The organism is Pseudomonas sp. Marseille-QA0332 (genome assembly GCF_054950175.1).
This window is the reverse complement of the sequence record NZ_CM143106.1, coordinates 2,601,979-2,627,283: the sequence shown is the minus strand read 5'-3', so window position 1 is coordinate 2,627,283 and position 25,305 is coordinate 2,601,979. Positions and strand designations below refer to the sequence as shown.

Annotated in this window: 26 protein-coding genes and 1 riboswitch; of the genes, 13 read left to right on the top strand and 13 right to left on the bottom strand. The window is 65.0% G+C overall.

What is annotated here, in order from left to right; all coding sequences use genetic code 11:
* Window position 1: 1 nt before the first annotated feature.
* The 4 genes from phrB to ACY8GK_RS12220 form a co-directional block, all read right to left on the bottom strand.
* On the bottom strand, window positions 2–1,423 hold the full coding sequence (phrB, locus tag ACY8GK_RS12235; protein WP_462401344.1) for a deoxyribodipyrimidine photo-lyase: 1,422 nt from the start codon (window positions 1,421–1,423) through the stop codon (window positions 2–4).
* Window positions 1,414–2,334 (bottom strand): MerR family transcriptional regulator, encoded by a 921-nt coding sequence (locus ACY8GK_RS12230; RefSeq protein WP_196177001.1) that lies wholly within the window; start codon window positions 2,332–2,334, stop codon window positions 1,414–1,416. The genes phrB and ACY8GK_RS12230 overlap by 10 nt, the downstream gene beginning before the upstream one ends.
* Window positions 2,324–3,292 (bottom strand): DUF523 and DUF1722 domain-containing protein, encoded by a 969-nt coding sequence (locus ACY8GK_RS12225; RefSeq protein WP_196177003.1) that lies wholly within the window; start codon window positions 3,290–3,292, stop codon window positions 2,324–2,326. Before ACY8GK_RS12225 ends, ACY8GK_RS12230 begins: the two co-directional genes overlap by 11 nt.
* Before the next feature lie 97 nt (window positions 3,293–3,389).
* A complete protein-coding gene (locus tag ACY8GK_RS12220; protein ID WP_196177005.1) occupies window positions 3,390–4,376 on the bottom strand; it encodes an NAD(P)/FAD-dependent oxidoreductase in 987 nt (328 codons plus the stop codon).
* A 187-nt stretch (window positions 4,377–4,563) separates the two neighbouring features.
* On the opposite strand from ACY8GK_RS12220, the gene ACY8GK_RS12215 reads away from it, so the two are divergent.
* The gene (locus tag ACY8GK_RS12215) at window positions 4,564–5,481 is read left to right on the top strand and encodes a TIGR01777 family oxidoreductase (protein ID WP_196177007.1); all 918 of its coding nucleotides are present in this window, start codon (window positions 4,564–4,566) and stop codon (window positions 5,479–5,481) included.
* 13 nt (window positions 5,482–5,494) lie between these two features.
* A complete protein-coding gene (gene hemH / locus ACY8GK_RS12210) occupies window positions 5,495–6,508 on the top strand; it encodes a ferrochelatase (protein ID WP_196177008.1) in 1,014 nt (337 codons plus the stop codon).
* 90 nt (window positions 6,509–6,598) lie between these two features.
* Here hemH and ACY8GK_RS12205 read toward each other — a convergent pair whose 3' ends face one another.
* Both ACY8GK_RS12205 and upp read right to left on the bottom strand, forming a co-directional pair.
* Window positions 6,599–7,873, bottom strand: a complete 1,275-nt coding sequence (locus tag ACY8GK_RS12205; RefSeq protein WP_196177010.1) for a uracil-xanthine permease family protein — start codon at window positions 7,871–7,873, stop codon at window positions 6,599–6,601.
* A 2-nt stretch (window positions 7,874–7,875) separates the two neighbouring features.
* Window positions 7,876–8,514 carry a uracil phosphoribosyltransferase gene (upp, locus tag ACY8GK_RS12200; protein WP_196177012.1) on the bottom strand — a complete coding sequence of 213 codons (639 nt, stop codon included), beginning with the start codon at window positions 8,512–8,514 and terminating at the stop codon, window positions 7,876–7,878.
* Window positions 8,515–8,679: 165 nt separating this feature from the next.
* Between upp and ACY8GK_RS12195 the strand changes: the two genes are divergently transcribed.
* From ACY8GK_RS12195 to ACY8GK_RS12185, 3 genes are all read left to right on the top strand, one after another.
* Window positions 8,680–9,237 (top strand): hypoxanthine-guanine phosphoribosyltransferase, encoded by a 558-nt coding sequence (locus tag ACY8GK_RS12195; protein WP_462401343.1) that lies wholly within the window; start codon window positions 8,680–8,682, stop codon window positions 9,235–9,237.
* A 507-nt stretch (window positions 9,238–9,744) separates the two neighbouring features.
* Window positions 9,745–10,215, top strand: coding sequence for a hypothetical protein (locus ACY8GK_RS12190; protein ID WP_462401342.1), 471 nt, complete (start codon window positions 9,745–9,747; stop codon window positions 10,213–10,215).
* 68 nt (window positions 10,216–10,283) lie between these two features.
* Window positions 10,284–10,574 (top strand): PA4642 family protein, encoded by a 291-nt coding sequence (locus ACY8GK_RS12185; protein ID WP_196177018.1) that lies wholly within the window; start codon window positions 10,284–10,286, stop codon window positions 10,572–10,574.
* Window positions 10,575–10,643: 69 nt separating this feature from the next.
* Here ACY8GK_RS12185 and mqo read toward each other — a convergent pair whose 3' ends face one another.
* Window positions 10,644–12,149 (bottom strand): malate dehydrogenase (quinone), encoded by a 1,506-nt coding sequence (mqo, locus tag ACY8GK_RS12180; protein WP_196177020.1) that lies wholly within the window; start codon window positions 12,147–12,149, stop codon window positions 10,644–10,646.
* Window positions 12,150–12,753: 604 nt separating this feature from the next.
* Window positions 12,754–12,984, bottom strand: coding sequence for a hypothetical protein (locus ACY8GK_RS12175; RefSeq protein WP_196177023.1), 231 nt, complete (start codon window positions 12,982–12,984; stop codon window positions 12,754–12,756).
* 142 nt (window positions 12,985–13,126) lie between these two features.
* Between ACY8GK_RS12175 and ACY8GK_RS12170 the strand changes: the two genes are divergently transcribed.
* Window positions 13,127–13,711: a YajG family lipoprotein gene (locus tag ACY8GK_RS12170; protein WP_196177026.1), complete on the top strand. Its 585-nt coding sequence runs from the start codon at window positions 13,127–13,129 to the stop codon at window positions 13,709–13,711.
* Window positions 13,712–13,927: 216 nt separating this feature from the next.
* Here ACY8GK_RS12170 and ACY8GK_RS12165 read toward each other — a convergent pair whose 3' ends face one another.
* Both ACY8GK_RS12165 and ACY8GK_RS12160 read right to left on the bottom strand, forming a co-directional pair.
* The gene (locus tag ACY8GK_RS12165; RefSeq protein WP_196177027.1) at window positions 13,928–14,134 is read right to left on the bottom strand and encodes a hypothetical protein; all 207 of its coding nucleotides are present in this window, start codon (window positions 14,132–14,134) and stop codon (window positions 13,928–13,930) included.
* Between the two features lie 161 nt (window positions 14,135–14,295).
* On the bottom strand, window positions 14,296–15,456 hold the full coding sequence (locus tag ACY8GK_RS12160; RefSeq protein ID WP_196177029.1) for a 1-acyl-sn-glycerol-3-phosphate acyltransferase: 1,161 nt from the start codon (window positions 15,454–15,456) through the stop codon (window positions 14,296–14,298).
* A gap of 118 nt (window positions 15,457–15,574) precedes the next feature.
* Here ACY8GK_RS12160 and ACY8GK_RS12155 point away from each other — a divergent pair, with 118 nt between their 5' ends.
* The 4 genes from ACY8GK_RS12155 to ACY8GK_RS12140 all read left to right on the top strand — a co-directional run bounded on the left by ACY8GK_RS12155 (window position 15,575) and on the right by ACY8GK_RS12140 (window position 17,564).
* Window positions 15,575–15,760 (top strand): CPXCG motif-containing cysteine-rich protein, encoded by a 186-nt coding sequence (locus ACY8GK_RS12155; protein ID WP_196177031.1) that lies wholly within the window; start codon window positions 15,575–15,577, stop codon window positions 15,758–15,760.
* On the top strand, window positions 15,760–16,020 hold the full coding sequence (locus ACY8GK_RS12150; protein WP_196177033.1) for a putative signal transducing protein: 261 nt from the start codon (window positions 15,760–15,762) through the stop codon (window positions 16,018–16,020). The genes ACY8GK_RS12155 and ACY8GK_RS12150 overlap by 1 nt, the downstream gene beginning before the upstream one ends.
* 15 nt (window positions 16,021–16,035) lie before the next feature.
* On the top strand, window positions 16,036–16,656 hold the full coding sequence (locus ACY8GK_RS12145; protein WP_196177035.1) for an SOS response-associated peptidase: 621 nt from the start codon (window positions 16,036–16,038) through the stop codon (window positions 16,654–16,656).
* A gap of 92 nt (window positions 16,657–16,748) precedes the next feature.
* Window positions 16,749–17,564, top strand: a complete 816-nt coding sequence (locus ACY8GK_RS12140; RefSeq protein WP_196177037.1) for a M48 family metallopeptidase — start codon at window positions 16,749–16,751, stop codon at window positions 17,562–17,564.
* An 88-nt stretch (window positions 17,565–17,652) separates the two neighbouring features.
* Here ACY8GK_RS12140 and ACY8GK_RS12135 read toward each other — a convergent pair whose 3' ends face one another.
* The 3 genes from ACY8GK_RS12135 to ACY8GK_RS12125 all read right to left on the bottom strand — a co-directional run bounded on the left by ACY8GK_RS12135 (window position 17,653) and on the right by ACY8GK_RS12125 (window position 20,498).
* Entirely contained in the window at window positions 17,653–18,234 is a 582-nt protein-coding gene (locus ACY8GK_RS12135) for a TMEM165/GDT1 family protein (protein ID WP_196177325.1), read from the bottom strand.
* A 23-nt stretch (window positions 18,235–18,257) separates the two neighbouring features.
* Window positions 18,258–18,445, bottom strand: a riboswitch (yybP-ykoY riboswitch).
* Window positions 18,446–18,484: 39 nt separating this feature from the next.
* A complete protein-coding gene (locus ACY8GK_RS12130) occupies window positions 18,485–19,483 on the bottom strand; it encodes a class I SAM-dependent methyltransferase (RefSeq protein ID WP_196177039.1) in 999 nt (332 codons plus the stop codon).
* Window positions 19,484–19,532: 49 nt separating this feature from the next.
* Window positions 19,533–20,498, bottom strand: coding sequence for a 2-hydroxyacid dehydrogenase (locus tag ACY8GK_RS12125; RefSeq protein WP_462401341.1), 966 nt, complete (start codon window positions 20,496–20,498; stop codon window positions 19,533–19,535).
* 398 nt (window positions 20,499–20,896) lie between these two features.
* Here ACY8GK_RS12125 and ACY8GK_RS12120 point away from each other — a divergent pair, with 398 nt between their 5' ends.
* The 3 genes from ACY8GK_RS12120 (at window position 20,897) to ACY8GK_RS12110 (ending at window position 25,278) form a co-directional block, all read left to right on the top strand.
* Window positions 20,897–22,780, top strand: coding sequence for a DUF1302 domain-containing protein (locus tag ACY8GK_RS12120; protein WP_462401340.1), 1,884 nt, complete (start codon window positions 20,897–20,899; stop codon window positions 22,778–22,780).
* Between the two features lie 201 nt (window positions 22,781–22,981).
* A complete protein-coding gene (locus ACY8GK_RS12115) occupies window positions 22,982–24,589 on the top strand; it encodes a tetratricopeptide repeat protein (RefSeq protein WP_196177045.1) in 1,608 nt (535 codons plus the stop codon).
* Complete coding sequence (locus ACY8GK_RS12110; protein WP_196177047.1) at window positions 24,586–25,278, top strand: sensor histidine kinase; 693 nt, start codon at window positions 24,586–24,588, stop codon at window positions 25,276–25,278. Before ACY8GK_RS12115 ends, ACY8GK_RS12110 begins: the two co-directional genes overlap by 4 nt.
* Window positions 25,279–25,305: the final 27 nt, after the last annotated feature.

The window sequence follows — 25,305 nt, the reverse complement described above, 5'->3', positions numbered from 1 at the left end:
ATCATTTGCCAGCAAGCCCTTTGAACGCCTCGAGCGCGCGCCGGCGGCTGCTACCCAGGTCGACAATCGGAGTTGGGTAAAGATTAGTAGCAAATATTCCAGAGGAGCTCGGGGGAAGGTGAATATTTCGTGCGTCCAGTTTTTCCAGCTCGGGGAGCCAGCGGCGAATGAAGCGGCCTTCAGGGTCGAAGCGGCGTGACTGGGTAACCGGATTGAAGACTCGGAAATACGGCACCGAGTCGGTCCCAGTGGAGGCACTCCATTGCCAGCCGCCGTTGTTCGCGGCCAGGTCGCCGTCGATCAGGTGACGCATGAAGTGGCGTTCGCCTTCGCGCCAGTCGATCAGCAGGTTCTTGCACAGGAACATCGCGACGATCATGCGCAAGCGGTTGTGCATCCAGCCAGTGGCGAGCAACTGGCGCATGGCCGCGTCGATCAGCGGGAAGCCGGTACGGCCCTGTTGCCAGGCCTCGAACTCTTGCGGGGCGTTGCGCCAGGGCAAAGCCTCGGTGCGCAGGCGAAAGGCCCGGTGACGCGAGACATGCGGGAAGCCAACCAGGATGTGCTTGTAGAATTCGCGCCAGAGCAGTTCGTTGACCCAGGTCCGTATGCCTCTGCTGCCGCTGTCCAGTTCGCCCTGGTTGTTCGCCAGTGCCGCATGCAGGCATTGGCGTGGCGAGATCAGGCCCGCCGCCAGGTAGGCCGACAACTGGCTGGTACCGGACCTGGCCGGCAGGTCGCGCAAGCGCTCGTAGTCTTGCGCGGTTTCGTCGAGAAAGCGCCGCAGGCGCCGGTTGGCCTCGGCTTCCCCGGCCGGCCAGTGCTCGCGTAGAGCCTGACTGGGCGGGGTGAAGCCGGCGACCTGGGCAGGAATCGGTTCACTGGGGATCGGCAGTGGCGCCTGGCGACGTACAACGGGAGCCTGGTCGGGCAGACTGGCGTACAGGCGTTCCAGGCAGAGCTTGCGAAACTGCCCGAAGACCTGGAAGTAGTTGCCGCTGCGGGTCAGCAGTGTGCCAGGTTTGAACAGCAGCTGATCGAGGTGGCCGCAGGCCTGGATGCCCGCGGCGTTCAAGGCCGCCTGGGCGGCTTGGTCGCGCGCTGCTTCGTTGGCTCCGTACTCGTCGTTCCAGTGGACCATCTGGACCTCGTACTGACGGCAGAGCGCCACCAGTCGCGGCGCGATCTCTTGCCAGCTGTCGACTTGCCGCACCAGCAGGGGAATGTTGAGCGATGCCAGCCGGCTGCCGAGCACTTGCAGGTTGCGCAGCCAGAAGTCGACCTTGCAGGGCGCATCGTCATGCTGCAGCCATTGCCCAGGGCTGGCGATCCACAAGGCAATGGTCGGGCCGCGTTCGCAAGCTGCGCTCAAGGCCATGTTGTCTTCCACGCGCAGGTCGCTGCGCAGCCAGATCAACTGCATGAAGCGTCATCCTCGGCCAGCGGTGCTTGTGCCTGCTCCTGCCGTGGTTGCTGGAGCAGGCGCAGCATGGCCTGTGGACTGTCGAACAGCCGCACCTTGGCAAGGTCCAGCGCTTCCAGGCCCTGGCGGTGCAGGTCGAGCATCGCGCCGCCAAGCAGCACGGGTACCTCCAAGGCCTGCAGCGTCCGCTGCAGGCCCTGCGGGTCGAGCGAGCGGCCCAGGTGCAAGGCCAGCGCGCGTGGCTTGAGCTGAGCCACCGCCTGCTGGAGCTGCCGACCGGTGACCGGACGTTCGAGGATCTCCACGGCTTGCCCGCTGCTACTGAGCAGCCAGGCGCACAGCCAGAAATGGGCATCGAAGTCGGCATCGTTGTCATTGGCCAGCAAGACGGCTGGCCCTTCGAGCGACTGGTTGTCGTGGTAGACCCGGGCACCGAGCTTGCTGCGCAGCCATGAATGGAAGAACACCGCTTCCAGTTCGGCCTCGAAGGGCGATTGCCAGCGACCGGCCAGATGAGCGAGCACCGGCAGCAACAGGTGTTCGCACAAGGTACTGGCCGGATACAAGGCCATCGCCTGGTTGAGCTGCTGGTCCAGGGCGCGGTGGGCAAGCTGGCCTATGGCACCGATCAGCTGCTGGCAACGGGCCTGCCATTCGCCTTCGGGCAGCGCCAGGCTGGCACTTTGCTGCTCGAGCAGCGCGCGAACCTGACCTACCGATGCGCCGCGGTCGAGCCAGGCGAGAATCGCCCGTACCCGCTCCAGTTGCTCCGGGGGGTATAGCCGATGCCCCTTGGGGGTGCGCTGGGGCGTCAACAGGCCATAGCGCCGCTCCCAGGCGCGCAAGGTGACCGGATTCACCCCGGTCAGGCGCGCGATCTCGCGGATCGGCAGCAGGTCTTCAGATGGCATTGCGCAGGCCCAGCTTGGCAGGATGCGGGTTGAGGTAGGCCTGCTGCAGCAGGTAGGGATCGGGATGATTGTGCAAGTGATGCTTGAGCAAGGTCAGCGGCACCACGAGCGGCACGATGCCTTCCTGGTACTGGCTGATCAGCCCTTGCAGCTCGGCCCGGTCGTCGGCACCTAGGGCACCGCGCAGGTAGCCGGCCAAGTGCTGCAACACGTTGCCATGGGTACCACGGCTGGCGCAGCGACGCAGCGCGGCCATCAGCTGGCCGAAGTAGCGCGAGCCGACCTGCCCGGGATCATCGTCGCGGCTCATGCTGCCCAGCAGACGGCCCAGCGTTCGATAGGCCTGGGGGTTGTGGGCCATCAGCAGGTACTTGTAGCGCGAATGGAAGCTGATCAGCGCACTACGGCTCAACCCTTCGGCCAGTTGCTGTTGCCAGTCGGCATAGGCATAGACGCGGCTGATGAAGTTCTCCCGCAGCACGGGGTCGTGCAGACGGCCTTCTTCCTCGACCGGCAGATCGGGACGGCAGGCGCAGAACGCGTCGGCATAGGCGCCACGGCCACCCTTGAGCGCCGGATGGCCGTTGTGCTGGTACACCTTGACCCGTTCCAGGCCGCAGGAAGGCGACTTCTGCATGAACACGTAGCCGCAGATATCGGTCAGCTCCTCGGCCATGCGCTGCCCGTAGGCACGCAGCGGAGCGGTGAAGTCCTCGCCTGGATCGCGCGTGGCCACCACCTGCGGCGCGTCAGGGTCGCCGACCAGGCGGATCGGATCGCGCGGCACGCCCAGACCGATGGCCATTTCCGGGCACAAGGGCACCCAGTCGAAATGCTCCTCGAACAAGGCATGGCAGAGCGCGGATGATTTGTGACCACCGTTGTAACGAACCTCGCTGCCGACCAGGCAGGCGCTGATCCCGATGCGAGGCTTGCTGGAAGGCGAGGGCATGTCCATCACTGTCTCCGGATAAAACCTGTACAGATGACATTCTATGTACAAGGCAATTCCATCGAAAGTGGCAAGTGGTCATGCCATGTCGCCGGTTGGCCTGCTACTCCATGTGCTCGAGCAAGCGTCGCGCCGCCTCCTGGCCGCTCAGCCAGGCACCCTCGACGCGCCCCGACAGGCACCAGTCGCCGCAGGCGTACAACCCCTGGTCGCCGTCGGCCAGCGCTCCCCATTCGTGGTTGCCGGCCGGTCGTGCATACAGCCAGCGATGCGCCACGGCAAAGCTGGGCTCAGGCACCGCGCACCCGACCAGCTCGGCGAACTCGCCATACAGGTGCTCGATGACCGCTTCCCTGGTCAGGTCGATATGCTGTTTGCTCCAGCCGGATGCCGCATGCAGCACCCAGGTGTCGGGCTGCTGGTCCCGGCCCGGCTTGCTGCGGTTGCGTGCGACCCAGTCCAGTGCGCTGTCCTGGACGAAGCAGCCTTGCATGGGTGTGTCCAGCGCGGCCTGGAAAGCCAGTGCGATCGCCCAGACCGGCTCCATCTGCACCCCGGCGACAACGGCCGCCAGCTTCGGCGTGGCCGCCAGCAGCGGCGTGGCCTGCGGCGCGGGCACGGCGATCACCACCCGGGCGTAAGGCCCATGGCTGTTGCCGTCGGTGTCCTGCAAGTGCCAGTACTGCTTGCCGCGAAACACTTCGGCGATGCGGCACCCGAAGTTGACCGTGAAATCCTCGAGCAGGCCGCGGGTGATGGCGCTCATGCGTGGCACCCCGACCCAGCGCAGCTGCTCGTCGGGCGAGGGCGCGAGTTGGCCGTTGCGGTAGTTGTACAGCTGCGGCTTCCATTGCTCGGCCCAGCCAGCGCCGACCCAGCGCTGGACCTCCTCGACGAAGCGCCGGTCCCTTGCGGTGAAATATTGCGCGCCAAGGTCGAGCGCGCCGGCCTCGCTGCGCTTGCTGGCCATGCGACCACCGCTGCCATGCCCCTTGTCGAAAAGATGAACGGTGTGTCCGGCCTTTTGCAGGGACTGGGCGGCGGACAGGCCGGCGATGCCGGCACCGATGATGGCAATAGGTATTGTCATGGTGGCCTCTTCGAACCTTGCTGAGTGCAGCCTACGCTGCCGGGGAAACCTGTACAATCCCTTGGACTTGTATAAGGTTATTCCACTCATCACGACAGGTTGGCCTATGTTTATCCGAGAGCGTACGGCCGAAAAAGTGCCTTGAACTAGAAAATAGACCATGCAGGCATCCGCAGAGGACACCGCCATGCACATATTGCTGACAGGTGGTACAGGACTGATTGGCCGACACTTGTGCCGGTTCTGGCTTGGCCAGGGTCACCGCCTGACGGTCTGGAGCCGCGCCCCGCAGCAGGTCGCGGACAAGTGCGGGCCGGCTGTGCGAGCGATTGCCCGGCTCGACCAGCTTGGCCTCGATGAACCGCTGGACGCGGTGATCAACCTGGCTGGCGCGCCGATCGCCGATCGTCCCTGGACAGCAGCGCGGCGCCAGCTGCTATGGGCCAGCCGGATCGGCCTCACGGAACAGTTGCTGGGCTGGCTGGACAGTCGCGCCAAGTCTGGCGGCACGCTGCCCAAGGTGCTGGTTTCCGGCTCGGCGGTGGGCTGGTACGGCGACGGTGGCGAGCGCGAGCTGAGCGAGGACTCGCCCCCGGTCAGGGAAGACTTCGCCAGCCAGTTGTGCATCGCCTGGGAAGAAACGGCGCAGCGCGCCGAGGCCTTGGGCGTGCGGGTTGTGCTGGTGCGTACCGGGCTGGTGCTGGCGGCCGATGGCGGCTTTCTCGCGCGCCTGCGCCTGCCGTTCAAGCTCGGGCTGGGCGGACCGCTGGGCAATGGCCGGCAGTGGATGCCCTGGATTCATATCGACGACCAGGTGGCGCTCATAGATTTTCTTGTGCGGCATGAGCCCTGTCGCGGTCCTTATAATGCCTGCGCGCCACGGCCAGTGCGCAACCGTGAGTTCGCCACGGCGCTGGGCCGCATGCTGCACCGGCCAGCCTGCCTGCCGCTACCGGGCGTGCTGCTACGGCTCGGGCTTGGAGAAATGTCCGGCCTGCTGCTCGGCGGCCAGCGCGCCAGCCCCGCGGCACTGCAGGCCGCCGGTTTCACTTTCCGCTTCAACGATCTGCAATCGGCGCTGGACGACCTGTCCGAGCGCCCCTGACATAGGACGCTGCATGACCGATCACGCCCTGCTGCTGGTCAACCTGGGCTCGCCGGCCTCCACTTCGGTGGCCGACGTGCGCCGTTACCTGAACCAGTTCCTCATGGACCCCTATGTGGTCGACCTGCCTTGGCCGCTGCGGCGCCTGCTGGTATCGCTGATCCTGATCAAGCGGCCAGAACAGTCGGCGCATGCCTACGCCTCGATCTGGTGGGACGAAGGCTCGCCGCTGATAGTGCTGACCCGGCGCCTGCAGGCCGCCATGCGCGAGCACTGGCCGCACGGACCGGTGGAAATCGCCATGCGCTATGGCGAACCGGCTCTGCCCGAAGTGCTGGCGCGGCTGGCTGCCAGCGGCGTGCGCAAGGTGACGCTGGCGCCACTGTACCCGCAGTTCGCCGACAGTACCGTGACCACGGTGATCGAACTGGCACGCAAGACCATCGCCGAGCGCCAGCTGCCCCTGGACATGGCGATCCTGCGCCCGTTCTATGACGAGCCTGCCTACATCGATGCGCTGGTCGCCAGCGCCGCGCCTTATCTGCAACGACCCTACGACCACTTGCTGCTGAGTTTCCACGGTCTGCCGGAGCGGCACCTCAGGAAGCTGTACCCCAACGGCAAGCACGACCTGCGCGCCGCCGACTGCTGCGCCGGTGCCGATGCCCAGACCCGCGCCGTGTGCTATCGCGGCCAGTGCCTGGCCACCGCCAAGGCGTTCGCCCAGCGCATGGGCATTCCCGACGGCAAATGGTCGGTATCGTTCCAGTCACGGCTGGGACGCGACAAGTGGATAGAGCCGTACACCGAGAACCGACTGGACGAGCTGGGCAAGGCGGGCGTGAAGCGGCTGCTGGTGATGTGCCCGGCCTTCGTCGCCGATTGCATCGAGACGCTGGAGGAGATCGGCCAGCGCGGGCAGGAACAGTTCAGCGAGGCGGGTGGCGAGGAACTGGTTCTGGTGCCTTGCCTGAACGATCATCCCGAGTGGGTGAAGGTGCTGGCGCAGATGTGCGCCAAGGCTTGAAGCGCAGGCCGCTCGAGCCCTGCACAGGTCGATTCCGCCGCCACGCTGCGGTGGGGGCGGGCTCGACCCGCGGCGCGGCAGTTTCCTGCCTCAGGGCAGATGGTCATCCGGGGGCTTCTGCTTCCAGCCGTCGTTGCCCGGCAGCAGCAGGTTCAGCGCAATGGCCACCACCGCGCACAGCGCGATGCCCTTGAGGCCCCAGTCATCCGGGCCGTCGCCACTGCCGATCAATACGCCACCGATCCCGAATACCAGCGTCACCGAGACGATGACCAGGTTGCGCGCTTCGGACAGGTCGATCTGGTGGCGGATCATGGTATTGAGGCCGACTGCCGCGATCGAGCCGAACAGCAGGCAGAGGATACCGCCCATGACCGGCACCGGAATGCTCTGCAGCAAGGCGCCGAACTTGCCGATGAAGGCCAGGGTGATGGCGAAGCACGCCGCCCAGGTCATGATCTTCGGGTTGTAGTTCTTGGTCAGCATCACCGCGCCGGTCACTTCGGCATAGGTGGTGTTCGGCGGGCCGCCGAACAGTCCGGCGGCCGTGGTCGCCAGGCCATCGCCCAGCAGGGTGCGATGCAGGCCAGGGGTCTTGAGGTAGTCGCGGCCCGTCACGCTGCCCACCGCGATCACGCCACCGATGTGCTCGATCGCCGGGGCCAGGGCCACCGGCACGATGAACAGGATCGCCTGCCAGTTGAACGCCGGCGCGGTGAAGTTCGGCAGCTCCAGCCAGGGCGCGGCGGCGATCTTGCCGGTATCGACCACGCCGAAGACGAACGACAGGGCAAAGCCCACCAGCACGCCGGCGATGATCGGCACCAGACGGAAGATCCCCTTGCCGAATACCGCGACCACCAACGTGGTCAGCAACGCGGGCATGGAGATCAGCATGGCGGTCTGGTAGGGCAGCAGCACGCTGCCGTCACCAGCCTTGCCCATGGCCATGTTGGCGGCGATCGGCGCCATGGCCAGGCCGATCGAGATGATCACCGGGCCGATCACCACCGGTGGCAGCAGGCGATCGATGAAGCCGGTACCCTTGATCTTCACTGCCAGGCCCATGAAGGTGTAGACGAAGCCGGCCGCCATCACCCCGCCCATGGTCTCGGCCAGGCCGAACTGACCCTTGGCGAGGATGATCGGGGTGATGAAGGCGAAGCTCGAGGCCAGGAACACCGGGACCTGGCGCCCGGTCACCAGCTGGAATAGCAAGGTGCCGATGCCGGCGGTGAACAGCGCGACGTTGGGGTCCAGGCCGGTGATCAGCGGCATCAGCACCAGCGCGCCGAACGCCACGAAGAGCATCTGCGCGCCCGAAACGACCTGGCGCCAGAGCGGGTCGTCGAAGCCGTCCCGCATGATCAGGCGTCCTTCTGCTTGGTGCCGAAGATCTTGTCGCCCGCATCGCCCAGGCCAGGGATGATGTAGCCGTCCTCGTTGAGCCGCTGGTCGATCGAGGCCGTGTAGATACGCACGTCGGGGTGGGCCTTCTCGACCACATCGATGCCCTCGGGCGCGGCGACCAGGACCATGGCGCGGATATCGCGGCAACCGGCCTTCTTCAGAAGATCGATGGTGGCGACCATGGAACCGCCGGTGGCCAGCATCGGGTCGATGATCAGGGCCAGGCGCTGGTCGATCTCGGGGGCGAGCTTTTCCAGGTAGGTATGGGCCTCGAGGGTCTGCTCGTTGCGGGCGACGCCCACGGCGCTGACCTTGGCACCGGGGATCAGGCTGAGCACCCCATCGAGCATGCCGATGCCGGCCCGCAGGATCGGTACGACCGTGATCTTCTTGCCGGCGATCTTCTCGACCGGCACCTTGCCGCACCAGCCGTCGATTTCATAGGCTTCCAGGGGCAGGTCCTGGGTGGCCTCGTAGGTCAGGAGCGCGCCGACTTCCTGGGCGAGTTCGCGAAAGTTCTTGGTGCTGATGTCGGCACGGCGCATCAGGCCGAGCTTGTGGCGGATCAGCGGATGGCGGATCTCACGTGTAGGCATAAAAAGGCAAGCTCCGGGAGGCGGGCAAAAAAACCGCGCTAGATTAATCTATTCAGCCACGCATGTCGTGCAACATTCTGCACGTTAGTCCACAAAGGCTTGATCTGGAATCGACGGGTGCGTACCTTTGCCCGCTTTTCTCATCGCGGCCCTCCGGAGAACGTTATGTCCGTCGATCTCGAGCACATCCAACATGTCATGCGCGAAGCAGACTGCCTGTACCCTGAAGCCGAGGTCGAGGCCGCCATCGCGAAGGTCGGCGAGCAGATCTGCCAGACCATGGCCGACAGCAACCCGGTGGTCTTCTGCGTGATGAACGGCGGTCTGATCTTCGCCGGCAAGCTGCTGACCCATCTGCAGTTCCCGCTGGAAGTGTCCTACCTGCATGCGTCGCGCTATCGCAACCAGACCAGCGGCGGCGAGCTGTTCTGGAAGGCCAAGCCGGAAATCTCCTTCATCGACCGCGACGTGCTGATCGTCGACGACATCCTCGACGAAGGCCATACCCTCAGTGCCATCATCGACTTCTGCAAGCACGCCGGCGCCCGCACGGTGCGTACCGCGGTGCTGATCGACAAGGACCACGACCGCAAGGCCAGCCCGGACCTGAAGGCCGACTACGTGGGGCTGCCGTGCGTGGATCGCTACATCTTCGGTTATGGCATGGACTACAAGGGCTACTGGCGCAATGGCAACGGGATTTTCGCGGTCAAGGGGCTTTGACCTGCAGCGTCGATGCTCATCGAGCCTTGGTCACCCGACCCGGGGCTGACGACAGCGCTTGAGCAGCGTTCCCAGGTCCGATGAGCCGAGTGCATCGCGTTAGCCATTCCATGCGTTCGGGATATCCCGGTAGCACCGGCCAGGCAGGGGGCGGCAGGTTTTCGTCGATGGCCCGGCCGCTGGTGCTGCCCTGGGACCGCCCCGCTCCGGCTGCGGTAACAGCCTGTCTTGAGTGGGAAGCAAGCTCATGCCTGGTTGCTGGAGCCAGAAGGGCACGCCCCAGCGCGAACCGACCATTCGTGCATCACCTCGCCGTACTCGAACCAGCGTCGTGAATTGCTCGGAGCCGGGTCGGGGCAGTAGCTGACACCCTGTACTTGTGCCCGTGGCCGGCTTGGGAATGCACACGCCTGAGATGAGCCCACTGGGTGGCCTGCCGAAGCCTGCGTTGGTGCCGTCAACTCAGGCGGCGGCATGCTAGAGTGCCTTCCTCGCCAAGGAGCCCACATGCGCGTATCTCTTCTGTTGCTGCTGGCCGTGACCCTGCCACTGTCCGCAGCGCCCCTGCACAGCCAGTTCCTGCCCCCCGATGACCAGTCTCTGCGCCAGGAGGCCGTCGAGACGCAGCAGCTGCTGCAGGTCACCGACTATTCGGTGGTGGTCGGTGCCCAGCGCCCTTCCAACCAGCAGCCGATCCCGATCACTTCTTCGTTGTTGCTGCGTCTCAAGGGCAAACCGCTGAGCAAGGGCGCGAGCATTGCCCAGGTGCTGCTGACTTTCGACGGGGAGGGCGGCAAGAGCCTGAAGAAGCCGGTCTATGACAAGAAGACGCGAACGCTGAGCCTGAACTATCCGCTGAGCGATTACCAAGTGATCATGGACCTGCTGCGCCAGGAAACCCTCTATGTGCAGTTTCTCAGCTATCCCAATGGCCATGTCTGGGCCGACCTGCACACCGGCACCGTACGTACGCGTTGAGCCTGCCGGGCCGCGAGGGGTAAACTGCCGGGCTTCGAAACAGCCCGTGATAGTCAGTGGAGCCGGCAATGCGTAAAGACAAGAAACAGGTGATTGGTGACGAGATCAGCGACGAGTACGTGAAATCGTTCCTGGTCTTCGAGCCGGCCGATGGCGCGACGTCGCCTTCGCTGCACAAGCTGGTCAAGGCCTACCGCGGCCTGCGCCTCGATGACTTCGAGCGTTTCGTCGGCTTCTTCGTCGAAGCCGGGCTGGACCTCGATGGCAAGGACGAACACGGACGTACCTTCGTCCAGCTGGTCGCCGACCAGCGCAATGCCGCCGACTACATCGAGATCATCGACAAGGCTCGCGCCTGAGCGGGCATCCGGTCGAGTCGAAAGAAATGAAAAAACGCCCCGAGGGGCGTTTTTTCAATGGCGCGCCGATCAGGCGTAGTGCTCGGCCGGGCTGCTTTCCACCAGCTCCAGGGCTTCGTCGTTCTGCGCGCTGATCCGGCGATACAGCTCGGCATCGGTGGCCAGGGTCTTCTCGCGGGCCGGGAAGATTTCCTGCAGCTTGGCCGCCCAGGCACCCTTGGCCTGTTCCGGGAAGCAGCGCTCGATCAGTTCGAGCATGATCGATACCGTCACCGAAGCGCCTGGCGAGGCACCCAGCAGGGCCGCCAGACTGCCATCGGCAGCCGAGACCAGTTCGGTACCGAACTGCAGCACGCCGCCTTTCTTCGGATCCTTCTTGATGATCTGCACCCGCTGGCCAGCGACTTCCAGGCGCCAGTCTTCGGCCTTGGCCTCGGGGTAGAAGCGCCGCAGGGCTTCGAGGCGCTGCTCCATCGACTGCATCACTTCGCTGACCAGGTACTTGGTCAGGTCCATGTTGTCGCGGGCCACCGCCAGCATCGGGCCGATGTTGGCCATGCGCACCGACAGCGGCAGGTCGAGCAGCGAGCCGTGCTTGAGGAACTTGGTGGTGAAGCCGGCGTAGGGGCCGAACAGCAGCGATTTCTTGCCATCGACCACGCGGGTGTCCAGGTGTGGCACGGACATGGGCGGCGCACCGACCGCGGCCTGGCTGTAGACCTTGGCCTGGTGGCGATTGACGATCTCGGGGTTGTCGCAGCGCAGCCACTGGCCGCTTACCGGGAAGCCGCCGAAGCCCTTGCTTTCCGGAATGCCGGACATCTGCAGCAGCGGCAGGGCCGCGCCGCCGGCGCCGAGGAAGACGAAGCGAGCATCGATCTGGCGATGGCTGCCGCTGTTGACATCCTTGACGTCGACGGTCCAGCCGGCGCCGTTGCGGCGCAGGCCGACGACCTTCTTGGAGTACTTGACCTGGGCATCCGGACTGTCGCCGAGCAGCTTGAGCAGCTTGTTGGTCAGCGCGCCGAAGTTGACGTCGGTGCCCTTGGCCACGCGGGTGGCGGCCAGGCGCTGGTCGGCCGGGCGGCCCTGCATCATCAACGGCATCCACTGCCGCAGCTTGCCCTGGTCCTCGGTGTATTCCATCTCCGAGAAGGCATGGTGCTGCTTGAGCAGTTCGTAGCGCTTGTTGAGGAAGGCGACGCCCTTGTCACCCTCGACGTAGCTCAGGTGGGGGACCGGGTTGATGAAGGCGCGTGGCGAGCCGAAGCCACCTTTCTTGCTCAGGTAGGCCCAGAACTGGCGGGACACCTCGAACTGGGTGTTGATGTGCACGGCCTTCTTGATGTCGATGCTGCCATCGGCGGCCTGCGGGGTATAGTTCAGCTCGCAAAGGCCGGCGTGACCGGTGCCGGCGTTGTTCCAGGGGTTGGAACTCTCGGCGGCGCCGGAGTCCATCGCCTCGACGACCTCCAGCTTGATGCCCGGGTCGAGTTCCTTGAGCAGTACGGCCAGGGTGGCACTCATGATGCCCGCGCCTACCAGTACCACATCAACCGATTCGTTCTGCGCCATTAACGCGTCTCCACAATCTACAGCCTAATTGACAGCACGGGATCCCTGGTGTGCCCCCGGGATCGCCATGTCCGGATATTCGCAGTTGCTGCAACCTTCGCGGACACCACCAGTCAGTCTCGGCAAGCACCCATTGGACGCTGCCTGCCGCCCCTGCGGCAATTCGACTTATGGTCAGGATGTCCGTCATGCGTCATGCTTCGACGTCAGGCCCGCCTCGATGGCGTTGCCGGCAGCCGGCTATCAAGGGCTGTGTGGAACACATTCGCAGCTTTTGCACTTGCCAGACCTTTCATTTCGCTCGCCACACTCTCGTGAAGTTGTGAAAAAACCTTTTTCACGCTCTTTTGGAGACGTGATCCTCAAAAATGGACCGCGCGATGGCGACCCGCAGGCTCGAGCGGCTGCGGACGCCGGCATGGCTGGCGCGCTGGCCATTGCAAGACCTGTCGTGGAGGGCTCTCTGTGGGCAAGGTCGAAGGTGCCGCTGTCGCAGACGGCGTGTTGCGGAGCCCGATCAGGAGACGTCCTTATAATCGGGGGCAGATTATAACGATGTCTCAGGCAGAAAAGGTCGTTAATCGCTTTTTTATTGTCGCTTTCTTCAGGCTGGCAGGCTGCGTTGCTGCCAGCGGCCGTTTGCACTGTCGCACACCTTGGCGCTGACAGGCAGTGGGTGCCCCAGCCAGCCAAGGTAGGCCTCGCGGACCTGGACCCAGCTAGGACCGGCCGGGGGCTGGGTCGATTGCCGGAACGCCTGGCACAGGCCATTGGCATCCACCAGCGCATAGGTGAGCGGGCGTGGGCGGCGCAGCAGGTTCCAGAACGAAGTCATGGTACAGACCCTTTCCGTGAGGTTGGCGCCAGCATAGGCCGGGCCTCGTGAAACCATTGTGACAACCGGCGTGGGCCGATGGCTGGTCATCACGGGGCTGGGTATACTGTGGCCCTTTGCGGCTTTTTCCGGAGAAACGCGCATGTTGCAACGTCTGCTGTTAGGTGTGCTCACGGTGGCCAGCCTGAGCCTGGTCGGTTGTGCCCATAGTCCGCAACAACTGAGCCCGCAACCCACTCTCAATGCCCAGCTGGCAGCCGTCGGCCATGGCCAGCCGGTGGTGGTGCGGGTGGTGGACGGGCGTCCTAGCCAGTCGCTGGGGACTCGCGGGGGGCTCTACCCGGAAACCAGCACCATCAGTGTCAACGGCAATGATCTGGTGCCCCGGCTGCAGGCCCAGGCCGAGGCCGCGGTGCGCCTGCTCGGCTTCACCCCGACCGCCAATGCCTCCGGCGCGCCGCAGCTGACGGTGACCCTGGCCGAGCTCAAGTACCAGTCGCCCAAGGACAAGATGTACGTGACCGAAGCCACCATCGGCGCCACCTTCCGGGCCGACGTGAGCAACGCCGGCCGCCGCTACAATGGTCGCTACGGCGCTTCGCTGGACCAGCGCTTCGGCATGGCGCCGAACCAGGAAACCAACACCAAGCTGGTCAGCGATGTACTCAGCGATGCCTTGACCCGGCTGTTCAAGGACCCGAGCATCGGCCAGGTCCTGGCCCAGTGAGCGCCTGCACGCTGGCTTTGTACGAAAGTCGCCGAGCGGCGATCAAGAAAGGCAAAAACAGGCGAGCAACGGCCGGGGTCGCGCTCGACTTTACGGGTTGTAAATGAGCATTCCGAGCCTGTTTCCAACGTAGCCTGATCGTCGCGCAGGGACTTTTCGTACAAAGCCTAGACGAAGCCCGCCGCCTGCCCGCAGGAGCGGGCTTTTTCGCGGGCGTCACGCGGCTGCGAAGGACAGGTCGAGCAGGCTGATACCGGTCTGCGCATCGACTTCCGGCAGGTCCTGGTGGGCATGCCCGCCCAGCGCGCAATAGACCAGCCAGCGGCGGTCGTGGACATTGATGGCGAATCCATCGATCAGGGCTTGCTGTTCTTCGCTCTGGGCGATCAGGTAGAGGCGGTCCTGGTTTTCAGCATGCAGCATGACGAGCTCCGGTACGGGAAAGGCCAGCAGGGTGGCTTTTCTGCATGACGAGCGTATGACAGCGTGCTTGAACGCAGCCCGGAGCTCCAGGGCCGCGGTCCGGAGTCCATGCCGAACCGCGAGCGGCGCGCCCCGACCAGGCGAGCGCCTTGGCGAACACCTTACAGCCCTGCCTTGACCTGATACTGGTTGCGCACCGGAGTGGCGTATTGCTGGATCAGGTAGGGACGGTGTTCGGCCGGGCAAGCATCCAGCCGGCGTTGCCATTCGGCCTGGGCACGGGCCAGCTCATCGGCGGGGAACTGGCTTTGCGCGCTTGGCACGCCCAGTGCCGGGTCGGCCTGCGACCACATGGCATAGGCCAGGTAATGCACCGGGAACAACCGATAGCCGGCCAGCACCTGGCGATCGATCTCCTGGGCCAGCTGCTTGGTATCTTCGAAGTGCTCGGTGATCGGCGCGGCGAAATTGATGTGTACCCGACCCTTGTAGCCGGTGATGCCCTTGGCGATGCTGTTGTCATCCTCGCCTGGCGCTTTGGTATAGCTGCCGGTGGTGGCGCGGATGTACAGCTCGCGGGCCTTGGCCTGGTCGCACGGATCGTATTCGTAGCTGATCGACACCGGGGTCAGGTGCAGTCCCTGGATGACCGTGCCGAACGGCTCGTCCTTGCGGCTCATGTGGAACATCTTGAGGATCGCCGAATCGGTGCGGTCGTCGCCATCCTTGGCCCGGCCTTCGGCCTGGGCGATCCAGATCGACACGCAGTCGTTGCGGATCGAGTGGTTGATGTACGCCGACAGCAGCTGGTAGGCGGCCAGCTTTTCCCGGCGTCCGCTCAGCGATCGGTGGACGATGAAGCTCTTGTTCAGGCGCATCATGTCGCTGACGAAGGGCTTTTGCAGCAGGTTGTCGCCGATGGCGATGCGTGGTGTCGGCAGGCCTGCGTGGTACACGGCGTAGTTGACGAACGCCGGGTCCATGACGATGTCACGGTGGTTGGCCAGGAACAGGTAGGCGGTGCCGGACTTGAGCTGCTCGACGCCGGTGTAGGTAACCCCGTCGGTAGCCCGTTCGATGGTCTGGTCGACATAGTGCTCGACCTTGTCCTGCAAGGTGGCGACGCTGTCGACCTTGGCGAACTCCTTGCGCAGGCGCCTGGCGATCAACGGTTTGAGCAGCCAGCCGAGCGGGCCCGCCGCGCGCGGGAAGCGGAAGTGGGTGAGGATGTCGAGGAAGGCCGGGTCGCTGAACAGGCGTGCCAGCACGGCAGAAACCTCAGCGTCGTCGTACGGTCGGATGGCATCGAATTCGCCCATCATGCTCTCTTGTTGGAAACGGCTAGGGTAAATAATAGGTCGGTGTCTGAAGCGTCGCCGTGGACACGCGCACTGTCTGACAGACCGGCAATTATACGCACAACTCACCGGAGACACCCTGATGCTGGAAGACGTGACCTACGATTGCCCCTACTGCGGTGAGCAGGTCGAAACCACGCTCGATCTGTCCGCGGGCGACCAGACCTACGTGGAGGACTGCCAGGTCTGCTGCCAACCCATCGTCTTCGTCCTGCAGGTCCATGGTCAGGAGTGGATGCTCGATGTGAAGCGCGAGGACGAGACTTGATGCGAAGGATCTACGAGCCGGGCAGTCTGATGGAAGCGGAGCTGCTGGTGTCGATGCTGGCCAGCGAGGGCATCGTCGCGCACCTGGTCGGGCGTGACCTGGTGGGCGCGGTGGGCGAGCTGCCGATGCATGGCTTGCTCGCGCTTGCGACCCACGAGCAGCAGGCCGAGCGCGCGCGCCGGCTGATCGATGCGTACAATGCCGCCCAGCCACTTGCCGGCGACGAACCGGAGAGTTTTCCCGGAACCCTGATCTGCTAGGTTGACTGCCCGCCCATGTCTGGACGCTATGCCCTGTTTCGCTGGACGCCGGCCTTCGCCGCGCTGCCCGGCCTGCCCGCCGGCCAGCAGCCGCGCTGGAACATCTCGCCGGGTGCCCAGGTGCTCATCCAGCACGCCGCCGACGAGCGGATGCAGCTTGCCCAGGCGCGCTGGGGCCTGACCCCGGCCTGGCTGACTGACATGTCGCGCACTCCGGCGCACGCCCGGGCCGAGACCGTGCTGGAGCAGCCGATGTTCCGCGAAGCGTTCCGCCAGCGACGCTGCCTGATGCCGGCCAATGGTTTCTACGAGTGGCGCGGCACGGCCCGCAAGCGCCCCTACTGGCTGACCTCGGGGCAAAGCCCCATGTTGTTCTTCGCCGCCATCTGGGAAGTCTACCCGGTGCAAGACCAGGTCTGGCTCAGCTGCGCGATGGTGACCCAGGCGGCGATGAACCAGCGCCGTCCCCTGATTCTCGACGAGCCTGGCCAGGCCGCCTGGCTCGATCCCGCCACCCCGACCGTGCGCCTGCAAGAGCTGCTGGCCAGCCCGCCGGCCGCGCTGCGCGAGCGCCTGCTCGCCAACTTCATCAACGATCCGCGCCTCGATGCGCCTGAATGCCTGACACCCGGATAGCCACAAGCCCCAAGCTGGGGAAATCTGCCATTCGGCTCTGGCACCACCGCCGCTCTGGGCCTAGGATACGCGCCAGGTAAAGGAGGAGTTCCATGCGTAGATCTTTCGTTGTCAGCGTCCTGAGCGCCAGCATCCTGCTGACCGGTTGCCAGGCGGTGAACACTACCAGCGGCGGAGCCGTGGGTGTCGAGCGTAAGCAGTACATGTTCAGCATGCTGTCGACCGATGAAGTCAACCAGATGTATGCCCAGTCCTACCAGCAGACGCTCAGTGAAGCGTCGGGCAAGGGCGTGCTGGACAAGAACAGCGCCAACGCCAGGCGCGTGCAGGCCATCGCCAATCGGCTGATTGCCCAGGCGCCCCAGTTCCGTCCAGATGCCGCGCAATGGAAGTGGGAAGTCAACCTGATCGACAGTGAAGAACTCAACGCCAACTGCGGACCTGGCGGCAAGATCATCGTCTACAGTGGCCTGATCGACCAGCTCAAGCTGACCGACGATGAACTCGCCGCGGTGATGGGGCACGAGATCGCCCACGCCTTGCGCGAGCATGGCCGCGAAGCCATGTCCAAGGCTTATGGCGTGCAAATGGCCCGCCAGGGCGCCGGTGCCCTGTTTGGCCTGGGCGAAAGCAGCCTGGCCCTGGCCGACACCGTGGTGCAGTACTCGCTGACCCTGCCCAACAGCCGTTCCAACGAGAACGAAGCCGACCTGATCGGCCTGGAGCTGTCGGCCCGTGCCGGCTACGACCCGAACGCCGCGATCACCCTGTGGAACAAGATGACCGCTGCTGCCAACGGCTCGCCACCCGAGTTCATGAGCACCCACCCGGCCTCGAGCAGCCGCATCGCCTCGCTGCAGGCGGCGATCCCCAAGGTCATGCCGCTCTACCAGGCCGCCAGGAAGTAGCCGCAGCTTCGAGCGGCAAGCTGATCTGCGGTGTCGTTGCGGGCCTGCTTGCCGCGTGCAGCAACGTGATCAGCTTGCAGCTTGCGACTCAGAACCACCCGCTGCTTTTCATGGCCGTATAGACCGCGACAGCGGCCAGCACGAAGAACGCGGCCGAGGCCAGGCGGCGGATCAGGGTCAGGGGCAGCTTCTCGGCGGCGAAGTTGCCGGCCAGTACCACGGGTACGTTGGCGATCAGCATGCCCAGGGTCGTGCCGATGATGACCATGATCAAATGAGGATACTGGGCGGCCAGCATGACCGTCGCCACCTGAGTCTTGTCGCCGATCTCGGCCAGGAAGAACGCGATCAAGGTGGTGAGGAAGGGGCCGAAGCGGCGTGCCGTGGTGGTTTCGTCATCATCGATCTTGTCCGGCACCAGGGTCCACAGCGCAGTGGCGGCGAAGCTGGCGGCAAGGATCCAGTGCAGTACGCTTTCGCTGAAGAAGTCGCTGACCCATGCGCCCACGGCACCCGCGGCAGCATGGTTGGCCAGCGTGGCGGCGACGATGCCGGCGATGATTGGCCAGGGCTTGCGAAAACGGGCGGCAAGAATGAGCGCGAGCAGTTGCGTCTTGTCGCCGATCTCGGCGAGGGCAACGATCGCGGTGGGAATGAGTAGCGATTCCAGCATCAGGGTTCCTACGGGGGCGGGTCGACACGGCTATGACACGTACGACCTCCCCGCCCCGGGTAAAGGTGTGCGTGTCATAGGTCTTGTCAAACCTGGGCCCGTCTGTGCGGGCCGCGGGTCGTACGCGCCATGGCTTGCCAGCCAAGTGTGTTGACGCGTACCGGGCGAGCGTGGCGCTCGCGGGAGACTACTCCCCTAGGACGGAGCGGATTCTGCCTAGGCAAGGCGCTCTCGGCAAGCGTTGTTTTCAGCTCCGTGTTGCACGATATATCCGAAACCCGTTCGCCTCGGCACGTACCTGGCACTGCCCCAGAGCCTGCTCGATGAGCGGCTGGTAACGCAGAAAGCTGTTGGCTACAAGCCGAATTTCGCCGCCTTTTCGCAGATGTTCGCCAGATTTCTCCAGTAGCCGCTCGGCTGCCGCATAGTGCGTATGCACGCCGCTATGGAACGGCGGATTACTCAGGATCACGTCCAGGTCATGCGGTGCCGCATCGATGCCATCCCCACTGAGCACCTCGCCGTCGAGGCCGTTGGCCGCCAGGGTCAGGCGGCTGCTGGCCACCGCGAAGGCGTCCACGTCCAGCAGGGTCACCTGGCTTTGCGGGTAGCGTCGCTTGATCGTGGCGCCCAGCACGCCGGCACCGCAACCGAAGTCGAGCACCTTGCCGCTCGGCAGGCCGTCCAGGTGCTCGAGCAGCAGCGCGGTGCCCTTGTCCAGGCGGCCGTGGCTGAAGACCCCCGGCAGGCTGATGATTTGCAGCGGGCCGTCCTCCAGGGCCAGTTCGAAGCGTTCGGCCAGGCTTTCCAACGGCCTGGCTACTGGGACCTGGTCCACGACGACTTGCCAGAGCTGGCAATGCCTTGCACTGTCGAGCTTGCGCGGCCTGCCGAAGGCCTGCAGCTGCTTGGCCGCGCCCTCGATGCCGCCACGCTTCTCACCGACCAGGTACAACGGCCGCCCGCCCAGACGCGAGGCCAGGGCCTCGAGCAGGTAGGCGGCCAGGTCCCGCGACTTGGGCAAGAACAGCACCGCGGCGTCGAATGCCGTCAGGGGCGCCTCGACGCCGTGGTGGATGCGCCCGGCGAAGCGCTGATCGAGCGCGGCCAGGTCACCCGCGTGCCAGGTCCAGCCGTGGGCATCGCTCAACTGCCCGAGCAGGTCATCGGCTGGCAGGCCCGCCAGCAACATCTGGCCCTGGAAGAGTTCGTCCTGGCGAAGCAGCACTTCACTGCGCGGGTCCATGGGTTTGATCTCCGAAAAAATGGCGCAGTCTAGCAGAGCTGCACGGCGCCTAGCTCACCACCCGCTGCGGCTGGCCGGCATGGAACAGGCGGGCATTTTCAGCGAGCTGGCCGACGATGCGCTGGCGTGCTTCCACCGCGCCCCAGGCGCTGTGCGGGGTGATGACCAGGCGTGGGATGTCCGCCGCCAGCAGCGGGTTGCCAGCAGCCGGAGGCTCGACGCTCAACACGTCCGTGGCGGCACCGCCCAGGTGGCCGCTGCGCAGGGCGTCGGCCAGCGCCTGCTCATCGATCAGGCCGCCACGCGCGGTATTGACCACCAGGGCGCCGGGCTTGAGCAAGGCCAGCTCGCGCGCGCCGATCATGTGGCGGGTATGCTCGTTGAGCGGGCAATGCAGGGTGAGCGCATCGACCTGCCCGAGCAGCTCGTCCAGCGGCAGGCGGTCATCCCGTGCCGGCCGCCCTGGAATCTGCCCGCTCAGCACACGCATGCCGAACGCTTCGGCCAGCCGCGCCACGGCGCCGCCCAGCTCGCCATGGCCGAGCAGGCCAAGGGTCTTGCCCTCGAGCTCGACGATGGGGAAGTCCAGCAGGCAGAACTGGCTGGCGCTCGCCCAGCGCCCCTGCGCCACGGCCTGGTTGTAGTCGCACAGCCGGGTAGCCAGCGCCAGCAGCAGCGCCAAGGTGTGTTGGGCGACCGACGGCGTGCCGTAGCCCTGGCAGTTGCATACCGTGATGCCTTGGGCGCGGGCGGCCTGCAGGTCGACGTTGTTGGTGCCGGTGGCCGCGACCAGGATCAGTTCCAGCTGCGGGTTGGCAGCCAGCACCTTGGCATCGAGCATCACCTTGTTGCTGATTACCGCCGTGGCGCCTTCCAGCCGTTCGGCGACCTGCTCCGGCGAAGTGGCGGGGTAGAGCTGCAAGTGTTCGAACGACGCTTGCAACGGCGACAGGTCGAGATCGCCGAGATCGAGGGACTGGTGATCGAGAAACACGGCACGACGCGGGCTGGGCATGGAAGGCTCCGAAGGACAGGGCACGGTTCTTGGATTCGCGGGAATCGATTCCCGGGTTTCAGGGCAGTATGGGCGATAGGGCGGGGCTTGGGGTAGGGGCGCGGCCTGCTTGCGGCTGGTGATGGCTTGTAGGATAGGTGGTCGAGCTGGGGTTCAGGCGCCGTGGGCTGAGCTCGCGCAGTTGTCCAAAGAAAAAACGAGCCATGCTTGCCGCGCCAGTCCAGTCCGTGTTTCCTGTAGCGCCGATACGTGCAATCGCCGTGGCGCACTATTGCGCGGGCGATGGTCATATCGAGGATTTTCGGAGGCGGGACCCCGGCTCGCGGGAGCGGTCAATGGACATCGACCGTTTCAGGAGGGACTCACTGCCCTGGCAAAGAACACGTGGAGTAGCGTCGATGAAACCTGCATACCTGCCCTGGCGCCGAGCCAAGCTGCCCCTGGCCGTGGGCTTCGCTTCCACACTGACGGCCCCGGCGTTCGGCCTCAGCTTCAATATCGGGGAAGTCGAAGGTCAGTTCGACACCTCGCTGTCGATCAGCACCAGCTGGTCGACTGCCAAGCCCGACCGCGACCTGATCGGGGTCAACAATGGCGGCAAGGGGCTGGCGCAGATCTCCGACGATGGCCGTCTGAACTTCAAGCGCGGCGAGACCTTCTCGAAAGTCTTCAAGGGCACTCACGGTCTGGAGCTCAAGTACGGCGACAGCGGGATGTTCGTCCGCGGCAGGTACTGGTACGACTTCGAACTCAAGGACGAGGGCCGTCCGTTCAAGGACATCAGCGACTCCAACCGCGAGCGAAGGGCTCGTTCGTCCGGTGCCGAGCTGCTCGACGCCTTCGTCTACCACAACTATTCCATCGGCGGCCGGCCAGGTTCGGTACGCATGGGCAAGCAGGTAGTGAACTGGGGGGAGGGCACCTTCATCGGTGGCGGCGTCAATGCGATCAACCCTGTCGACGTGGCGGCGTTCCGGCGGCCCGGTGTCGAGGTCAGGGAGGGATTGGTGCCGCTGAACCTGTTCCATGTGTCCCAAGGGCTGACCGACAACCTGTCCGCTGAAGCCTTCTACCAGCTCGAATGGGACCAGACGGTCGCAGACAACTGTGGCACGTTCTTTTCGCAATCGGATGTCATGGCCGACGGCTGCGCTGGCAACCTGCGCCTGCTCGACAGCAGCCGCAGCGTGCCGGCCAGCGCGCAGGCGCTTCTCGTCAGTGCCGGGGTCGACCTCGATGCCGAGGGCGTGCGGGTCGCTCGCGGCGCGGACCGCGACGCACGTGACGGCGGCCAGTTCGGCGTGGCCTTGCACTACCTGTTCGAACCGCTCGATACCGAGTTCGGGGCCTATTTCATGAACTACCACAGCCGCGCGCCGATCTTGAGCAGCACCGGCGCCTCGCCAGCGGCGTTCGCCGCTGCCAGGGCCTTGCCGCCGGCGCTGCAAGCCCTGGCGCCGCTGGTGGTGGCGGGCAATTCGCAGTATTTCGTCGAGTACCCCGAAGACATTCGCCTGTACGGCCTGAGCTTCTCCACCACCTTGCCTGCCGGCACGGTCTGGAGCGGCGAGCTGAGCTACCGGCCCAACGCGCCCGTGCAGCTCAATACCACCGATGTCCTGCTCGCTGGGCTGCGTCCGCTCGGTGGCGCGCTGGACAACGCTTCGCTGCTCAGCGGTGCGCCAGGGCAGGACCTGCAAGGTTATCGACGCAAGGAAGTGACCCAGTTCCAGACGACCCTGACCCACGTTTTCGACCAGGTCATGGGTGCCAGTCGGCTGACGGTGGTGGGCGAGCTGGGCATTACCCATATCGGCGGCCTGGAAAGCAATCGCCAGGCCCGTTATGGCCGCGACCCGGTGTTCGGTCCTGGCCCACTGCCAGCCAGCGGCCCGCCGGATACCTGCTCGCAGCTCAACGCCAGCATCATCGCTGGCTCGGGTCTGGGCGAGACGGCCAACCTCAGCCGCAACTGCGAGAACGATGGGTATGCCACGACCACGTCCTGGGGCTATCGCGCGCGCGCCATCTGGGACTACAACGACGTGTTCGCCGGAGTCGACCTGCGCCCGAACCTGGCCTGGTCCCATGACGTGTCCGGCTATTCGCCCGGCCCGGGCGGCAACTTCGAGGAGGGCCGCAAGGCGATCAGCCTGGGCCTGGATGCCGAATACCAGGACACCTACACGGCCAGCCTGTCGTACACCAATTTCTTCGATGGCAAGTACAGCACCGTGGATGACCGCGACTTCGTGACGCTGAGCTTTGGCGTGAACTTCTAGGGGCGGCGGCCAAAGGCCCGGGCCAGCGGCTCAGCCAACGTTCGCCCATCGGGGCAGGCCCACGCCAGGCGAGCGCCGGCCAGTTCGGGCTTCACCTCGGCCGAAAATAAGGCTCATCCTTTTCGCCTGTTGGTCGATAAGCTCAATGGCGCGCGGCAAGCGTGCGCCACCTTTCTTCTACCTCCAGGACAGGTCGTGTAGATGCTGCAGTACGGGCAAAAAACCTTTCTGATCGTCGACGACTACACCGACTTCCGGACGTCGACGCGCTCCATGTTGCGCGAGCTGGGCGCCCGCGACGTGGACACCGCCGACAGTGGCGAACAGGCCCTGCGCATGTGTGCGCAGAAACGCTATGACTTCGTGCTTCAGGACTTCCACCTTGGCGACGGCAAGAAGAACGGCCAGCAGGTGCTCGAGGACCTGATCATCGACAAGCTGATCAGTCACGAATGCGTGTTCCTGATGGTCACCGCCGAAAGCAGCCAGTCGATCGTGCTCAGTGCCATCGAGCATGAGCCCGATGCCTACCTGACCAAGCCGTTCAATCGCGTCGGCCTAGCCCAGCGGCTGGAAAAACTGACCCAGCGCAAGATCCTGCTCAGGCCGATCCTCCAGGCGCTGGACCGCAGCCGGCCCGCCGAGGTGCTGGCCGCCTGTGCCGAGCTGTGCAAGAAGGATCCGCGCTTCGCGCCGTTGTGCCTGCGCTACCGGGCCGACGCCATGCGTGACCTCAATCGCTTCGACGAGCTGGAGAAGTTCCTCAAGGCGATCCTGGCCAGTCGCCCGCAACCCTGGGCATATGCAGCGCTGGGCAACCTGATGCACAAGCGTGGCCGGTTCGCTCAGGCCCAGGGCGTGTTCGAGCAGGCTCTCAAGGCCTTTCCGATCATGCCTAACCTGTATGACGGCATGGCCGAGGCGCTGGTGGCCCAGGGCGACACACAACGCGCCCAGAACATGCTCGAAGAAGCGGTGCGACTGTCGCCCCTGGCCGTGCGCCGGCAATCGACGCTAGGCCGGCTGGCCATGCAGAACGGCGACTTCGATGGCGCCGCCAGGGCATTCCGCCAGGCCGTCAACCAAGGCAAGAGCTCACGTTACAAGGACCCGGAATGCAACCTCGGCCTGGTCCAGGCACTGATGAGCCGCAACGAGGGGCATGGCCTGGATGCGCGCACCCGCGTCGAGATCAATACCGTGCTCAGCGAAGTGGCCAAGGACAATGCCGACGACGTCGGCTTGCAGGTGCGCGCGCGGTTGATGAAGGCAGCCAGCCTGCAGCAGGTCGGCGATCCGGATACCGCGGCCAAGCTCACCGAGCAGGCGGTGCAGCGGCTGGAGAAGATGGAGCAGTTCTTCTCGGTCGATGCCGCCCTGACCGTGGCCAGGCAATTGCAGCAGCTGGGCCAGGATGCAGCGGCGACCAGCATCCTCAAGAGCTGCGTCGAAAGCTATGGCGACGACCCCAAGGTCATGGACAGCGTATCCCAGCTCACCAGCGATCCACTGGTGCTCAATGCCGTGACCCAGGCGGTCGAGCTCAACCGACAAGGCGTGCGCAGCTACCAGGCCGGCCAGGTCGACGAGGCGCTGGGCATCTTCCGGCGCGCCCTGGGCATGCAGCCCAGGAACATCAGTATCGCCCTCAACACGACCCAGGCACTGCTGCGCATTGCCGGCGACAAGCTGTCGGAAGACATCCTGCAGGAGTGCCGTGGCAGCCTTCAGGGCGTGGCCGGCATCCCTACCAGCGATAGTCGCTACGATCGCTACCGTAAACTGCACCTGCGAGTCTTTGGCGCATGAATCAGGAAAACCAGGGGCTGGATTTCTCCACGGTGATCGCCTCCACCGTACATGACATGAAGAACTCCCTGGCCGCGCTCACCCAGGCCCATGGTCAATGGGTCGCGCGCATGCCCGAGGACCTGCGCACCGGCACCGAGCACGGCGTGATCGAGCACGAGTTCGCCCACCTCAACAGCATGCTCGTGCAGTTGCTGGGCCTGTACAAGCTGGGGATCAACCAGCTGCCTGTATGCCCTGACTATCACGAGCTGGACGACTTCATCGAAGCGCAGCTGGCCATCCACCAGGACGTGCTGGTGCAGCGCGACATCCTGGCCACCTGGCGTGTCGATGCCTTCAGTCCGCTGGGCTTCTTCGATCGGGAGCTGGTCGCCTCGGTGGTCGGCAACATGCTCGACAATGCCATTCGGCATGCCGGCCATGCCTTGCTGCTGACCATCGATGAAGAAGACGAGCAGCTGGTGATCGGCATCAATGACGACGGCCCAGGCTACCCGCAGGCGATGCTCGAGCGCCAGGCCGAGTTCGTCAAGGGCATCGACCTGAGCAGTGGCAGCACGGGGCTGGGCCTGTACTTCGCGGCGCGCATCGCGGCCCTGCACGAGCGCGACGGGATCAAGGGGCGGATCGAGATCGCCAACGGTGGCGCGCTGGGCGGGGGGTTGTTCCGGCTGTACCTGCCCTGATCGGTGGTCGGGCGGGGTTCACTTGTG